Source organism: Alexandriicola marinus, assembly GCF_004000435.1.
In the GTDB taxonomy this organism is placed as follows: Bacteria; Pseudomonadota; Alphaproteobacteria; order Rhodobacterales; family Rhodobacteraceae; genus Alexandriicola; species Alexandriicola marinus.
Window position 1 is genome coordinate 986,623 of sequence record NZ_RBVZ01000002.1, and the last position, 15,712, is coordinate 1,002,334.

9 protein-coding genes and 2 pseudogenes are annotated in these 15,712 nt (G+C 58.8%); 7 read left to right on the forward strand and 4 right to left on the reverse strand.

Translation table 11 applies throughout. The features are described from left to right. Nucleotides 1-351: 351 nt before the first annotated feature. From EP376_RS23620 to EP376_RS11180, 3 genes and pseudogenes are all read right to left on the reverse strand, one after another. Nucleotides 352-2,778 carry a PAS domain-containing protein gene (locus EP376_RS23620; RefSeq protein ID WP_420837129.1) on the reverse strand — a complete coding sequence of 809 codons (2,427 nt, stop codon included), beginning with the start codon at nucleotides 2,776-2,778 and terminating at the stop codon, nucleotides 352-354. A gap of 492 nt (nucleotides 2,779-3,270) precedes the next feature. Further along, a pseudogene (locus EP376_RS23625) lies at nucleotides 3,271-4,629 on the reverse strand (CheR family methyltransferase); the annotation flags it as partial. A 698-nt stretch (nucleotides 4,630-5,327) separates the two neighbouring features. Beyond that, a pseudogene (locus EP376_RS11180) lies at nucleotides 5,328-5,950 on the reverse strand (IS6 family transposase). Between the two features lie 126 nt (nucleotides 5,951-6,076). On the opposite strand from EP376_RS11180, the gene EP376_RS11185 reads away from it, so the two are divergent. From EP376_RS11185 to EP376_RS11215, 7 genes are all read left to right on the forward strand, one after another. Next, entirely contained in the window at nucleotides 6,077-6,661 is a 585-nt protein-coding gene (locus tag EP376_RS11185) for a P-loop NTPase family protein (RefSeq protein ID WP_338068397.1), read from the forward strand. A 245-nt stretch (nucleotides 6,662-6,906) separates the two neighbouring features. Beyond that, a complete protein-coding gene (locus EP376_RS11190) occupies nucleotides 6,907-8,484 on the forward strand; it encodes an ABC transporter substrate-binding protein (RefSeq protein ID WP_127655607.1) in 1,578 nt (525 codons plus the stop codon). A gap of 87 nt (nucleotides 8,485-8,571) precedes the next feature. After that, complete coding sequence (locus EP376_RS11195; protein ID WP_127655608.1) at nucleotides 8,572-10,119, forward strand: ABC transporter substrate-binding protein; 1,548 nt, start codon at nucleotides 8,572-8,574, stop codon at nucleotides 10,117-10,119. Nucleotides 10,120-10,123: 4 nt separating this feature from the next. Next, nucleotides 10,124-11,107: an ABC transporter permease gene (locus EP376_RS11200; protein ID WP_127655609.1), complete on the forward strand. Its 984-nt coding sequence runs from the start codon at nucleotides 10,124-10,126 to the stop codon at nucleotides 11,105-11,107. A 1-nt stretch (nucleotide 11,108) separates the two neighbouring features. Further along, entirely contained in the window at nucleotides 11,109-12,068 is a 960-nt protein-coding gene (locus EP376_RS11205; RefSeq protein ID WP_127655610.1) for an ABC transporter permease, read from the forward strand. Between the two features lie 21 nt (nucleotides 12,069-12,089). After that, entirely contained in the window at nucleotides 12,090-13,076 is a 987-nt protein-coding gene (locus EP376_RS11210; protein ID WP_127655611.1) for an ABC transporter ATP-binding protein, read from the forward strand. After that, nucleotides 13,073-14,038, forward strand: coding sequence for an ABC transporter ATP-binding protein (locus EP376_RS11215; protein WP_127655612.1), 966 nt, complete (start codon nucleotides 13,073-13,075; stop codon nucleotides 14,036-14,038). Before EP376_RS11210 ends, EP376_RS11215 begins: the two co-directional genes overlap by 4 nt. Before the next feature lie 24 nt (nucleotides 14,039-14,062). Here EP376_RS11215 and EP376_RS11220 read toward each other — a convergent pair whose 3' ends face one another. Beyond that, nucleotides 14,063-15,580 carry a fumarate hydratase gene (locus EP376_RS11220; RefSeq protein WP_276317302.1) on the reverse strand — a complete coding sequence of 506 codons (1,518 nt, stop codon included), beginning with the start codon at nucleotides 15,578-15,580 and terminating at the stop codon, nucleotides 14,063-14,065. Nucleotides 15,581-15,712: the final 132 nt, after the last annotated feature.

Sequence of the window (15,712 nt, forward strand, 5' to 3'; positions counted from 1 at the left end):
CTTGTGCCTGACGAAGATGCTTGAATTTTCCCGATTGTCGACACTACGTCAAGACCCAACGCTCGGCCAAACGTCGCAGCGCAATGGAACCTCTCGCCGGGAGAGCCGTTGATCCGACCGAAACGGGCCTCTGGAAACCGAGCCTGCGGCACCTGGTGCGCCTTTGAAACATCGCTCCATCAGGTGGACCCTACCTTTGAGGCAATACTTACGGCCGCAAGAAAAACCGAGGTCAATAACGTGTCGATGATCTGACTGGTGTCTATTCTTTCCGCGTTTCAGAATTCAGTTTTCACTTTCGAAATCAACCACAGAGCGAAACTCATTCCCACATCTCAATCGAGCGACACGTCATGAGGGCCGAAATAGTTCGTATGTCATGCCATCATTTTGAAACTCCATCGCCACCGAGCTTTCGAGTTCACTAGGCAGGATTGACATCAAGAGGAGAGTTCCAAAACCTTGGCGACGAGACTCCTCCAATTCCGGGCCACCAACCTCTCTCCACTTCAAACTGGAGAGTACGCCATCCTTGGCCTTGACCGTTATCAGCACCTTGCCGTCAATGTTGGAAAGCGAACCGTATTTCACGGCATTGGTAAGCAATTCGTGAATTGCCAAGCCAATCAGCATTGATGAACTGGCAGAGAGAGTCAGCTTGTCGCCTTCGAGGAAAACGCGTTCACGTTGGGAATCGGCATAGGCATCAAGCTCAAGATCCAAGAGTTCCTGAAACGATTGGCTGCTCCAGCCACACGTCGTCAGTTTCGCATGGGTTCGCGCCATCGCAGAGAGCCGTTCATTCAAGTCTTCAACCATGGAATCGATGTCAAGCGCACTTGCCGCCGTGAACTGCGTCACAGCCTGAATGGTTGCGATGACATTCTTGACCCGATGCTCCAACTCCGCGACCAAGATATCCTTTCGCTGGTTCGCCTCCAGCAGGGGCGTTTGGTCTGTTATCGCAATAACGATCTCTCGAACCTTGCTTAAGTTCAGCTGGTTGGTGATGATCGGCTTTACATACACGATGACTCGGCGAAGCTCATCTTCATCAGATACCCTGATTTGATCTTCATACTCGTGCTCTTTGCCTTTCACCGCCATTTCCACGGCGACGCGCAATCGGGCCAATGACTCCGTCGACATTTCATCGGCCAAGATCTCAAACACGTCGTGATGGCGAATCTCAAACGAGCTCCTTCCGGCGATCCGTGAGAATTCTTTGTTTACTGTCAGAACCGCCGAAGTCGAATCCACAAGAGCGATCTGGGAATCCAATGCATCGATAATGTTTCCAAGCCTCACGGATTGCTTTGCATTGGCGTCGCGCATCGCAACAAGCTGAGAAATATCCAAGGTCATTGATATGACGCCATCCGTCTTCCCGGTCGCATCGCGATAGGGCTGAATAATCCGCCGGAAGACGCCTTCGACCTTGTCGCCGCTCGCGTTGATCGTGTCGACGAATGCCTCATCTTCGACCTGGGTTCTCCCGGTCCGGTATACGGCGTCGTACAATGGTTTGAGGGCGTCGTAGTGGTCCGGGAAGAAGGCGCTTGGCATCTTCCCGGTTGGGTCTTTCGATCCAAGAAATGCCCGCGCCGATTCGTTTGCGTGCACAATGACGTGATCGGGCCCGCGGTGGATCGTGATGCCGATTGGCGCAAGTTCGAAATTCCCCAGAATCCGTTCGCCCGCGTTCTCAAGGTCAGACTTCTTTTGCTTCACGGCCTGCTCGAGCTGTTTGAGTTCTGTGACCTCCAGCGCCGTTACTCCGATACCGATGATCGTTCCGTCATCGGTAATGACGGGGAAGTAATTCGCGATCCACGTCCGGATCTGACTGTCTCTTGCCCTGGCAGGCGCCGTGACTTCCACATCCAGAACGGCCTCGCCCGTTTCCATGATCCGCGAGAAAATCGGTTCAACAATTTCCCAGATCTCTGGCACCACATCGGCAGGGTGTCTTCCGATGATCTTGTTGACGGGGTGGCCAATGGTTTCAGCCAGCGCGCTGTTTACGCGCACATAGCGCATATCAGCGCCGTGCAATCCAACCCCAATGGGCGATCGTTCATAGAATGCTTCCAGCTCGGCGAGACGCCTTTCAAGTTGCCGCCCCGTCTCCGCCAACTGGATTTGCTGCAAACGCTGCTCGGTAATTTCGATGAATGATACGACGGACCCGTCGATCTTGTCGTGGATATCCCGGTAGGGTTTCAACCTGACAATGAAATGCCGCCGACCGTCATCGCCCATCACCTCGCGCGAGAAGGGTTTGAGGCTACTGGCCAGGCGATCAAGGTCCTCCCGCAGGTCCGGGTAGTCCAGGATCGTCCTCAGATCAAATATGGACCGCCCGAGATCACGATCCTGAATTGCGAACAGATCCTTGCTCAGTGGCGTGAACAGCTTGAGCAAGCCATCGCTATCAATGAACAATGTCGCAATATCAGTGCTTTCCAAAAGATTCTGCAGGTTGCTGTTCGCAACCCCCAGTTCCTTGTTGTTGGCGATGAGTTCGGTATTTATCGTCTCCAACTCTTCATTGACGGCCTGCAATTCTTCCCTGGACGTCTCCAGTTCTTCGTTCGAGCTCTGCAACTCCTCGTTCATTGTCAGAAGCTCTTCATTATTGGCCCTAAGCTCCTGCTCGGCCATCTCAAAATCTCGTTCTCGCGCAGCCAGCATTTTGCGCGCTGTTCCAAGCTCGCTCTCGTAGGCTTGTTCCGTGTCACTCCGGGAAGAGAAAAACTCTGGCGGCTTATCCCGCATGCGGACAGGCTGAAATGCGATCAGGATGGATTTGACCTCCTCATCCATTGGTCTGGCCAGAAGATCAAAGACTTCACTCTCTCCGTTGACCTCGACAACAATATCCGAAATCTCACTCACCGACTTGCTCTCGCGCACAGCCTTGAGGATCATTCTCAAAGGCATCCGCAGGCCTTCGATGAAATAATCATCCAGAACCGCACTCGGAACGCCTTTGGCGGGACGCAGAAATTGACGGATATTCTCAGAGGCGTAAATCACCTCATCATGCTGACTTATCCGCACAAAGGGTGGGGAAAAGTTTGAAAGAAACGCCTGTTCCGTCTCGGTTTCGATATCGATGCTGAGTCTATTTTTCCGGGGTTGCGCCAGATCGGGAATGGTCCTCTTTGGAAGTTGGGCCACTGTCGGAACGCCATGACTGGTGAAAGGTGCCGTGAGCGAAGCGATCGCATCTTCTCGTCTGAACACACGGGCAGAGCGAGAGAGCGTCTCGAAAAGGCGGGCGTTCCCGAACAGGTTTTCTGATGGTCCGAGCCAGAGGATACCCTTTGGATTCAAGGCATAGTGAAACCTTGAAATGATCTCCTCCTGGGCATCCTGATTTATGTAGATCATGAGATTTCGGCAGCAAATCAGATCGATCTTGGAAAAGGGTGGATCAGACAGAACATTGTGAGGCGCAAAGATGCACAGGCTGCGAATTGAATTCGATGCCGTGAACGATCCGCGATCATCCTGAAAGAATGCCCTCCTGCGTGCCATGGTCAACTTATCGACCGAGGCTTGATCATAGGTCGCACGACGTGCGTCCGCGAGAGCATCAAGATCGATGTCGGTGCCAAATATCTTCCAAGGCCGTTGGTCGCCCGTCTTGCTTTGTAGTTCACGAACAAGGATTGCCAAGGAATAGACTTCTTCACCCGTCGAACAGCCGGGGCACCACACTCGGAATTCTTCCTGATCCCGTTTGAGCAACTCGGGCAGGACGTGTTGCTCGATGTAGTCAAACATCTCGGGATTGCGGAAGAACTGTGTCACACCGATCAGGAAATCACGAACGAGTGCCACCTGCTCGGATTCGGACGATCGAAGTTCATCAAGGTAGGTATCAACATCGGAAATATGATTTATGAGCATTCGCCGCAATGTTCGGCGCACCAGGGTTCCGGGCTTGTATTTGGAAAAGCTCGATGAATCGTTTTTCTTGAGGGCCTGCAATATCTGCGGCAGCTTCTTTTCAATCTCAGCGATAAGCTCATTGTTCTGATTGCCTACGGCCTGATTGCGAAATCGTTCCAACTCGATCAACTTGGCCGGTATCTCACTCGGCCGAAGCAGAAAATCGATCAGGCCGGTGGCAGCCGCACTATCCGGCATTCCGCTGAACTTGGCACTGTCCGCACGTTGGGCGATCGTGACACCACCGCCGCCCTTGACGGCACTCACTCCGATCGTACCGTCCGAACCGGTTCCTGACAGCACAAGTGCGTAGGCGTCACTCTCCTGATCATCAGCCAGAGATTTGAAGAATAGATCAATCGGTGTGCGCAGTTGTTGATCATCTGCCATTGGCGTCAGCGCGAGCACGCCTTCGTACATGGTCACGTAATATCCCGGCACGATGACATAGACGGTGTTCGGCGCAGGGATTTCGCCAGACTTGATCGGCTTGACCGGCATGGCCGTGTGCTTTGCCAACAGGTCGACCATCATGGACGGCCCGGTCCGGGACATGTGCTGGACGATAACAAACGCGAGCCCAGTGTCATGCGGCATCGCCTCGAGAAGTTCCGTCAGAGCTTCCAATCCGCCCGCTGAAGAACCGATCCCAACTATCCTGGTATTCATGGCTGTCCTCGTAGGCGATGGCTGTCGATACGAAGCTGAACCTGCAAACAATACCTTTCACAATTTCTTGTTATCTAAAGTATATTCCCATCCGTGCATCTGGCAAGTCGCCTGATATATCTTTCGGTCGACAGATGCCTGGGTCAGACGAAAGACGCAAGTTTTCCTACAAAACGGACACCGGTCATATTTTATTATTGGATTTTGATTTTCTATCGATCAGAATTCGACGTTTTCAGAAATTCGGATGGAGGGTCGACTTCGGGAGGATGGAAATATCTTTATGAGACATATCGAAGCACGGCTGACGCGGGGATAGCCGAATCGATTCGCGTCTTGGAACCTATTGATAGGGTAAGTTCCTGGATGCGCGTCGGGTTGGGGTCAGGCGCCGAATATTTTTTCTGCCGACAGACTTCCTTGTGCGAAAAAATAGCTGTGACTTGTGTGTTTTCGTCTGACTGACCGATGCGCATATTGCTCGACCCGAGCCTGTTCCCGAAGCTCGACGGTACCGGGTTACTGGCAACACGTCTGGTGGGTGTTCGATGCCCGCGATCAGCAGGACTTTCTTTCCAAGACCGCAGGCATGGATCTGGCTGGCCAGATTGCGATGATCCGTGTGCCCTTTCTCGTGACGCACCGGCAGATCGGTCTGGACGGCATTGCCAAGTTGCTTTCAGCGGCTCGAAAGTCGTCTAACCCAAGCCGGTCCTCTCACGGGTATAGCTGGTCCAGAGGCTGACGCATCCGTCCTTGCATGACGATAGCAGTTGGCGGTGAGGCGATAGCGGCGTGGTTTGAAGACGGCGTTGATCTGGTCATGGGCGGCAAGGAAGCGTTGCGCCTGTCTTGGTGACTTGAACCGCGCCATGATTATTTCCCGCCGCCGTGTCGGTCTGTGGCTGCCCTCGATCCTGTTGTTGAGCCCCTCGTGTGCCCGGTGATCGGCACCTGGTGCCTGACTTATGATCGGCTTGATATCGCTGCGTAGCTTGTCAGTGATGACGACCCTTGGCTGGCCGATCGCGTTGCGGCGTGTCTGAACCAGGATGTCGAGCGTGTCGTCATTGGCGTCGACCGCCCGCCACAGCCAGTGCGTCACGCCATTGATCGCGATCACAACCTCGTCCATGGGCCACTTGTCGTTTGGACGAGGTCGGTCCGGGCGGATACAAGCGGCGAAATGCGCGCCAAACCAGTTGACTCAAAGGCGAATGGCTTCGCGGCTGACGACCACACCGCGTTCGGGGAGAAGATCTTCGACATCTGCGCTACTCAGAGCAAACCGATAATAGGCCCACACGGCATATACGATCACCGCACGCGGGTAACGGAAGCCTTTGAGGCGCGGGAGAGAGGCTGGTGCTTTCGTTTCCGCCTGCTACCCTCAACCGCGCCCGCCAACAACTTGGCAATGCCCGCTCGAGTCCACGCGATCGGCGCCATGTTTGATCAGGTGCTCGAGGCGGCGAATATGAGGCTCGACCCTATGACATGTGCGCGCTACCGGCGATCGGGCGGTCTCGAAATTGAGGTCTTCGACATCAAGACCGGCAAGGCGCGCCCGACGGTGATCCTTTCCGGGGGCGAGACCTTCATCGCGGCACTGGCTCTGGCGCCTGTGGTCGAAAGCCTGTCGGGTAAGATCCGGATGGACACGATCTTTATTGATGAGGGTTTCGGCAGCCTCGATACCGAGAACGGGGCGGGCACGTTGGACATGGTGATTCAGGTTCTTGCGGCGCTGATTGAAGGCAGCCGAGCGGTAGCCGGGTCGAGGAAAGAAAGGGGCTGGGATGACAGAGGGGTGGGAATACCGCGAGACAGACTCGCGCCGGACAGCCTCTGTCCGCGGCGGGGTGCGCCCGATTGGTCGGGGATTAGTAAGGAATGTACGTCAAACTTTCTCGCGCTAGGTCCGGTGCCGTCCAAGAACGCCGTTGAAAATATTGTCTTAATCGTAATGGGTTGTACGGCTCTGGCGGTTATTGTCAGGTCTGGTCCAACACATGGACGGCAAAATTCGTAATGATGGGGTAGGGGGGCGAGTCCCTTCAGCGGCACCACAATCACAAAATCCAGCTTCCCTCGGGTGGTATCTCGACTGTCGATATCCGGCTGTTGATGCGATAGCCTGCAGGTGGACGGCAACGCCATGTCGCCCCTGGCGACCCGGATTTCTCGAATCGTTGAGTTGATGCCGGGGCCAAGTTGGCTAATAGTTTCTCGATAACGATCCGGAGACATGCTCCGGACACAACTCAGGGAGTTCACATGAAAAAGACTGGTATCCTTGCTGCGGCGCTTCTGGCGAGCACGTCGATCGGCGCTTCGGCCGAAACGATCCGCTGGGCGCGTGTGGGCGATGCGTTGACGCTCGATCCGCATTCCCAGAACGAAGGCCCGAGCCATACGATGCGTCACCAGATGTACGAGCCGCTTATCATTCGTGATATGTCCGGCGCGTTCCAGGGCGCTCTGGCGACGGATTGGGCTCCGTCTGAAAGCGATCCGAATGTCTGGACGTTCACGCTGCGCGAAGGCGTCAAGTTCCACGACGGCGCCGACTTCACCGCCGAAGACGTGGTCTTCTCATTCGAACGCGCGATGACGCCCACCTCCGACATGAAGGAACTCCTGTCCTCGATTGTCGAAGTTCGTGCCGTGGACGACTACACCGTCGAATTCGTCACGGACGGCCCGAACCCGATCCTGCCGTCGAATTTCACGAACCTGTTCATCATGGACAAGGACTGGACGGAGGCGAACAACACCGTCGAAGTTCAGGACTTCGAAGGCGGCGAAATCACCTATGCCACCGTCAACGCCAACGGAACCGGGCCCTATCGTCTTGTCAGCCGCGAACCCGAAGTGCGCACGGTTCTGTCGATCAACGAAGATTACTGGGGCGCGGACGAGTTCCCGCTGGAAGTGACCGAGATCGTCTTCACCCCGATCCAGAATGCCGCGACCCGCGTTGCAGCCCTGCTTTCGGGTGAGGTCGACTTCATTCAGGATGTCCCGGTGCAGGATCTCTCGCGTGTGTCCGAGACTGATGGCCTTCGGGTCGAAACCGCGCCTCAGAACCGGGTCATCTTCTTCGGGATCAACATGGGCGCAGACGATATCGAGGCTGACAACGTCGAAGGAGCCAATCCCTTCGCCGATGTCCGGGTTCGGCAGGCGATGAACATGGCGATCAACCGTGATGCGATCCAGCAGGTCGTGATGCGCGGTCAGTCGCAGCCCGCCGGCATGATCGCTCCGCCCTTCGTCAACGGCTGGACGGAAGAGCTCGACACCGCGATGACGGATGTCGAGGCGGCCAAGGCCCTGATGGAAGAGGCCGGCTATGGCGATGGGTTCTCGGTCCGGCTCGACTGCCCGAACGACCGCTACATCAATGACGAGGCCATCTGCCAGGCCGTTGTCGGGATGATGGCGCAGATCGGAATCACAGTGAACCTCGACGCAAAATCGCGGGCCCTGCACTTCCCGCTGATCACCGACGGGCTCACGGACTTCTACATGCTGGGCTGGGGCGTTCCGACCTATGATTCGGAATACATCTTCAACTTCCTTCTCCACACCCGGACAGGCGATCGTGGAAGCTGGAACGGAACCGGATTCTCAAACGCCGAGGTTGACGAGATGATCGTTTCGCTTGCCTCCGAGACCGATCTCGATGTCCGCAACGAGACCATCGCGACGATCTGGGATGTGGTCCAGACCGAGACGATGTACCTGCCGGTCCATCACCAGGTTCTGAACTGGGGTCTGGCGGACGGCGTCGGTATTCCGCAGGTCGATCCGGAAGACCAGCCTAAGTTCAAGTTCTTCACGATGAACTGATAAAGGCGACCCGGCGTTTTCTTGCCGGGTCCATGAGACCGGGCGCCTCTCTGGCGCCCGGCTCTTCCTTTTTTTCCGGAGTCCGTCATGAAACCTGCACTCTTGCTTGCAGTGGCCTGTGCGATTGCCACGCCCGCCGTATCCGAAACCTTCCATTGGGCCGGCACGACAGACCCCAACACGATGGACCCGCATGCCGGCAACTCGGCGCCGGTTCTGGGATTTCTCAATAACATCTACGAAGGCCTCGTCCGTCGGGGTACCGACATGGCCATAGAGCCGTCGCTGGCCACCTCGTGGGAGCCGATCGGCAACGGGGAAGGCTGGCGTTTCATTCTGCGCGAAGGCGTGACCTTCCACGACGGTTCGGATTTCAATGCCGAAGACGTTGTGTTCAGCTACCAACGCGCCGCATCCGAGGCATCGGATGTGCGCAGCTGGTTTGCCTCGGTGACCGATGTCGTGGCCGTTGATGACTATACCGTCGATATCCTGACCTCCAATCCGCAGCCGATCTTTCCCGACAGCATCGCCAACTGGATGATGATGGATTCAGGCTGGACGATGGCGAGTAGCGCAGACCTGCCCGCGCCCGGCGAAGGCAACTTCGCCACGCTCAATGCCAACGGAACCGGGCCCTATGTTCTGGCAGAGCGCCAGCCGGGTCTGGAAACCGTGCTCGAGCCGTTCGAGGGCTGGTGGGGAGAAGAGCGCGGGAATGTGACCCGCGGTATCTTTACCCCGATCGACAATTCCGCGACCGCCGTCGCCGCGCTTCTGGCCGGTGACGTCGACATGATCAACCCGGTGCCAGTTCAGGATGCCGACCGTCTGGACGGTGTCGACGGTGTCCGCCTGATCCGCGGCACTGAGGCGCGCGTCATCATGTTTGGCTTCAGCCAGGACAAGGACACCCTGTTCGGGACCGACGACGCCAATCCCTTCCTCGATGTCCGCGTCCGTCAGGCCGTGGCCCATGCGATCAACGTGCCGGCCATCCTTCAGACGATCATGCGCGGATCAGCCGAACCAGCGGCACAGCTTGTCGGTGCCGAAATGAACGGCTTTTCCGAAGGCCTCGCCATGCGCCCCGGGCTTGATCTCGATCGGGCCCGCGCCCTTCTGACCGACGCTGGTTATCCGGACGGGTTCTCGTTCCTGCTCAAGTGTCCGAACGACCGCTACATCAACGACGAAAGCGTCTGTCAGGCCACCGTCGCGATGCTGGCCCAGATCGGCCTCGACGCGCAGTTGGACGCGATCCCGGTCAGCAACTACTGGCCCGAGCTTCGCGAAGACAATTACGACATGTATCTTCTGGGCTGGTCGCCCGGCACCTTCGATGCGGAGCATCCGTTCCGGTTCCTCGTCCACACACCGCAGGACAATATCGGCACCTGGAATTTCGGCGGCTATTCCAACGCCCGCGTCGATGAGCTGATCCCGGCGATCCAGTCCGAGATCGACCCCGTCGCCCGCCAGGCCATGCTCGATGAAGTCGCGGCAACGGTTCAGGACGATGTTGTCTATGTTCCGCTTTACATCCAGCCCCTGCTTTGGGGTGCGGCCGACAATATCGAACTGACACAGCGGGTGGACAATTTCTTCATCCTCCGCTGGGTCACGGTGGAATAAGCGCATGCTGGCCTACACCATCCGCCGGATCGCGCAATCGATCTTCGTTCTTTTCGTCGTGGGACTGGTCGCGTTTTCCATGTTCCGCTTTGTCGGAGATCCGGTGGACAACATGCTGGGTCAGGAGCGCACCCAGGAAGATGTGGAACGGCTGCGCGAACAGCTTGGCCTCGATCAGCCCTTCATCGTGCAATACTTCCGGTTCCTCGAACAGGCCGCCCAGGGGAACTTCGGACTGAGTTACCGTCAGGGCCGGCCGGTGGCCGAGATCCTTCTGGAACGCGCGCCTGCAACCCTGGAACTGGCATTCGTCTCGGGCATGATGGCGCTTGCGGGTGGCATCGCGCTGGGCATCTTTACCGCGATCCGAAGGCGGGGCTTTGGCGCGAATGTCGTCATGACCCTGTCCCTGATCGGGGTGTCGTTACCGACATTCCTGATCGGCATTCTGCTGATCTACCTGTTCTCGGTCGAATTGGGCTGGCTGCCCAGTTTCGGCCGTGGCGAGGTGGTGGAGGTGGGCGGCTGGACCACCGGGTTTCTGACGGCCAGCGGGCTCAAGGCATTGATCCTGCCGTCGATCACACTCGGTCTGTACCAGATGACCCTGATCATGCGGCTTGTCCGGACCGAGATGCTCGAGGTTCTGCGCATGGATTACATCCGATTTGCCCGGGCCCGTGGCCTTCGCGAGAAATCGATCAATTTCCGTCACGCGCTCAAGAACACTCTGGTGCCGGTCATCACCATCACCGGGCTTCAGCTTGGCAGCATCATCGCCTTCGCCATCATCACCGAGACGGTGTTTCAATGGCCCGGCGTGGGGCTTTTGTTCATTAACGCGATCCAGTTTGTCGATATCCCCGTGATGGCGGCCTACCTGATGCTGATCTCGGTCATGTTCGTGGGCATCAACCTGATCGTCGACATGCTCTATTTCGCGATCGATCCGCGCCTTCGCGCCGATCGCACTTCCGGAGGGCACTGAGATGACCCAGACCGAAACACCACCGACCCCCGCACCGGTCAAGGCGCCGTCCCGGCTAAGCCGTGCGTGGCACAGCGATCTGGCATGGTCGTTCCGGCGCGCGCCGGTGGCCATGATCTCGGCCTTCGTGGTGATCGTGCTTGTCCTTTCGGCGGTCCTTGCGCCGCTGATCGCACCGCATGATCCGTTCAATCCCGCCACGCTGAACCTGATGAACGGCTTCACCCCGCCGGGCGAGGCCAATGCCTTTACCGGGGATTTCTTTTTCCTTGGCACTGACGATCAGGGCCGCGACGTATTCTCGACCATCCTGTACGGGATGCGGATCTCGTTGTTCGTCGGGTTTGCCGCGGTGATGCTGGCCATGGTTCTGGGTGTGATCCTCGGGCTTCTGGCCGGGTATCTGGGCGGCTGGACCGAAACCATCATTATGCGGGTCGCGGATGTGCAGCTGACCTTCCCCGCGATCCTCGTCGCAATGCTGATCTTTGGCATCGCCAAGGGGATCACACCGCCCGAATACCGCGATCAGATGGCGATCTGGGTTCTGATCCTCGCCATCGGTCTGTCGGACTGGGTCCAGTTCGCACGCGTCGTGCGGGGGGCCACGCTGGTCGAGAAGAGCCGCGAATACGTGCAGGCAGCCAAGCTGATTGGCCGGTCGCCATTGTCGATCATGTTGCGGCACATCCTGCCCAACGTTCTGAACCCGGTTCTGGTGATCGCGACGATCTCTCTCGCGCTTGCGATCATCGCGGAGGCGACGTTGTCGTTCCTCGGGGTCGGCGCGCCGCCCACGAAACCCAGCCTTGGTACGCTGATCCGCATCGGGCAGGAATTCATGTTCTCGGGCGAATGGTGGATCCTGTTCTTCCCCGCCGTCACACTTCTGGCGCTTGCGCTGTCGATCAACCTTCTGGGCGACTGGTTGCGCGACGCGCTGAACCCGAAGCTTCGCTGACCGCATGACGAGGGCAAGAAAATGAGCAATCCCGTTCTCTCGGTCCGCGACCTCGTCGTGGAGATACCGACGCGCAATGGCATCCTGCGTCCCGTCGACAATGTCAGTTACGACATCGCGGCTGGCGAGATCCTTGGCGTCGTCGGTGAATCCGGTGCCGGCAAATCCATGACCGGCAACGCGGTGATCGGGCTTCTGGATCCGCCGGCGCGGATCGCCTCGGGCGAGGTTCTTCTGGACGGCAAGCCGATTCAGGGCCTCAAGGGGGAGGCGCTGCGCCGACTGCGCGGCAAGAAGATGGGCATGATCTTTCAGGATCCGCTGACCTCGCTGAACCCGCTTCTGACCGTTGGCGAACAGCTTGAGGAAACGATCCTCGAGCACCTGCCGATCAGCGCGGCGGAGGCGCGCAAACGGGCCGTCGAGGCGCTGGAAGAAGTGGGCATCCCCGCAGCGGCCCAACGGATCGGAAGCTATCCGCACGAGTTTTCGGGCGGGATGCGGCAGCGTGTCGTGATCGCGCTGGCGCTGTGTGCCGAACCCGATCTCGTGATCGCGGACGAGCCGACGACAGCCCTCGATGTGAGTGTTCAGGCCCAGATCGTCGCGCTTCTGAAACGGCTCTGCCGGGAACGCGGCGTCGCGGTCATGCTGGTGACCCATGACATGGGCGTCATCGCCGAGGCGGCCGACCGTGTGGCCGTGATGTATGCCGGCCGTCTGGCCGAGCTTGGCCCCGTGCGCGACGTTCTGACGAATGCGCGTCATCCCTATACGGCGGGGCTGATGGGGTCGACGCCGCTTGCCAGCCAGGGCCAAAGACGACTGCGCCAGATCCCGGGCGCGATGCCGCGACTGGGTGCGCTGCCGCAGGGTTGCGCCTTTCATCCGCGATGCGACCGCGCCGAAGACCGCTGCCGCGCCGAACCGGGGCCCACCATCTCTGCCTGTGACGGTCGGGCGGCGTGCTGGTTCCCGCTGGGCTATCCGCAGGAGGCTACGGGATGAGCGCGCTGATCAAGGTCAAGGGACTGACCCGCATCTTCGACGTATCGAAACCCTGGCTGAACCGGGTGATCGAACGTCTGCCAAAGGCATTGCTGACCGCCGTCAGCGACGTGAGCTTCGAGGTCGAGGAAAACTCGGTCTACGCGCTGGTGGGCGAAAGCGGCTCTGGCAAATCGACGATCGGAAAGATCGTCGTGGGCCTTGTTCCGCCGTCGCAAGGGTCGGTCATGATCAACGATGTCGACCTTGCGACCGAGACCGATGCCGCCAAGGTCGAGGCGGTTCGTGCCGATATCCAGATGATCTTTCAGGACCCTTACGCCTCGCTCAACCCGCGATGGCGCGTGCGCGAGATCATCGCCGAACCTGTCGCCGCCAAGGGGGGCAACACCACCGGTCTGGCAGAGCGTCTTCTGGAACAGGTGGGTCTTTCGGCGGCGGATGCCGTCAAGTATCCGCATGAATTCTCCGGCGGTCAGCGGCAGCGGATCTGCATCGCCCGGGCGCTTGCTTCGGAACCCAAGGTCATCGTTTGCGATGAGCCGACCTCGGCATTGGATGTCTCGGTGCAGGCGCAGGTTCTGAACCTGATGTCCGACCTGCGCGAAGAATTCGGGCTGACCTATCTCTTCATCAGCCATGACCTGACCGTGGTTCAGCACATGGCCGACAGGATCGGCGTTCTCTATCTCGGTCGGCTGGTGGAAGAGGCGCCCCGCGATATCCTTTTCGAGGATCCCAAGCATCCCTACACGAGGATGCTGTTCGATGCCGCGCCCCGGATGGATGGCTTTGGCCGCGAGGTCGACCCTCCGAAGGGCGAGATCCCCGATGCGATCAACCCGCCGAAAGGTTGCGCCTTCCACCCGCGCTGCCCGATCGCTGTCGAGAGGTGCAGCCGCGAAAGGCCCGAGATGCGCGATGTCCGTGGTGCGCGGGTGGCCTGCCACCTGGCGGAGTGACATCCCCGCCAGGCGTCATTTGTCTCAGGCCAGAACCGGAACGGCCTTGCCCTTCCACATCTGTGGACCGGTGACGTGAATCGAGGTGCCGGCCGCGTCGACCGCGACGGTGACCGGCATGTCCTCGACCTCGAATTCGCGAATCGCCTCCATCCCCAGATCCTCGAACGCAATGAGCCGTGACGACCGGATCGCCTTTGACACCAGAACCGCGGCCCCGCCGACGGCGATCAGGTAAGTCGCCTTGTGCCGCGCGATATCCTCGACAGTCTTGGGCCCGCGCTCGGCCTTGCCGATCATCGAGACGATCCCCTGATCCAGCATCATGTCGGTGAACTTGTCCATCCGGGTGGAGGTCGTGGGGCCGGCGGGGCCGACCGCTTCGTTCCCAACCGGGTCGACGGGTCCAACGTAATAGATCACCCGACCCTTCAGATCGACGGGCAGGCTTTCGCCGCGGGCCAGAATATCGGCGATCCGCTTGTGCGCCGCATCGCGCCCGGTAAGGATCCTGCCCGACAAAAGAAGCGTTTCGCCGGTCTTCCAGCTGGCCATTTCTTCCGGTGTCATCGTATCGACATTGACCCTGCGGAACTGACCCGAACTTGCCGATCCGTCGATCACCGGCCAGGCCGACAGGTTCGGCGGATCGAGGAAGGCCGGGCCGCTGCCGTCCAGCGTGATCTTTGCATGCCGGTTGGCGGCACATTGCGGCATGATCGCCACCGGCTTTGACGCCGCGTGGGTCGGATAGGTCGCGACCTTCACGTCCACCACCGTCGTCAGGCCGCCAAGTCCCTGGGCCCCGATTCCGAGGTTGTTGATCCGCTCGTACAGTTCGATCCGAAGTTCTTCGATCTTGTCCCGGGGGCCGCGGGCCAGAAGATCGCTCATGTCGATTTCGCCCATGCAGGCCTTCTTGGCCATCTGCATCGCCTTTTCCGCCGTGCCGCCGACGCCGACGCCGATCACGCCCGGGGGGCACCAGCCCGCGCCCAGCGTTTCCACCGTCTCGACCACCCAGTCGGCAACCGAGGTCGACGGGTTCAGGTTGGCAAAGCGCGCCTTGTTTTCCGACCCTCCGCCCTTGGCTGCGACAAGGATCTCAAGCGTGTTGCCCAGACCCACGTCGATATGGGTGATCGCCGGCGTGTTGTCGCGGGTGTTCTTCCGTTCATAGATCGGATCGTCGACCATCGAGGCGCGCAACGGATTTCCGGCATCCATGTAGGCAAGGCGCGTGCCTTCGTTGATCAGTTCGGCGAGGCTCTTGTCGGATTTGATGACACAGGATTGGCCCAGCCGCGCAAAGACGGTGACCATCCCGGTATCCTGGCACATCGGGCGCTGACCCGTGGCCGCAAGGCGGGAGCTTTCGAGGATCTGCCCGATAGCGGCCTTTGCCGAGGCGCTTTGCTCACGCTCATAGGCGGCAGCCAGATGGCTCAAGTAGTCGGGCGTATGGTAATAAGAGATGTATTGCAGTGCCGCACGAACGGACTCGACAATATCCTCTCCGGAAATCTCAACGATGTCGGCCACGATGGGCTCCTTTTCAGTATGCAGTTGCATACCTGATAGCCCATTCCCTCTGCAGGCTCCAAGATCAAGAATGCCGAAGAATGGCGAAAGTCGCCCCGGTTTTGCCCTTGGATCACGATCAGACCGACCCCG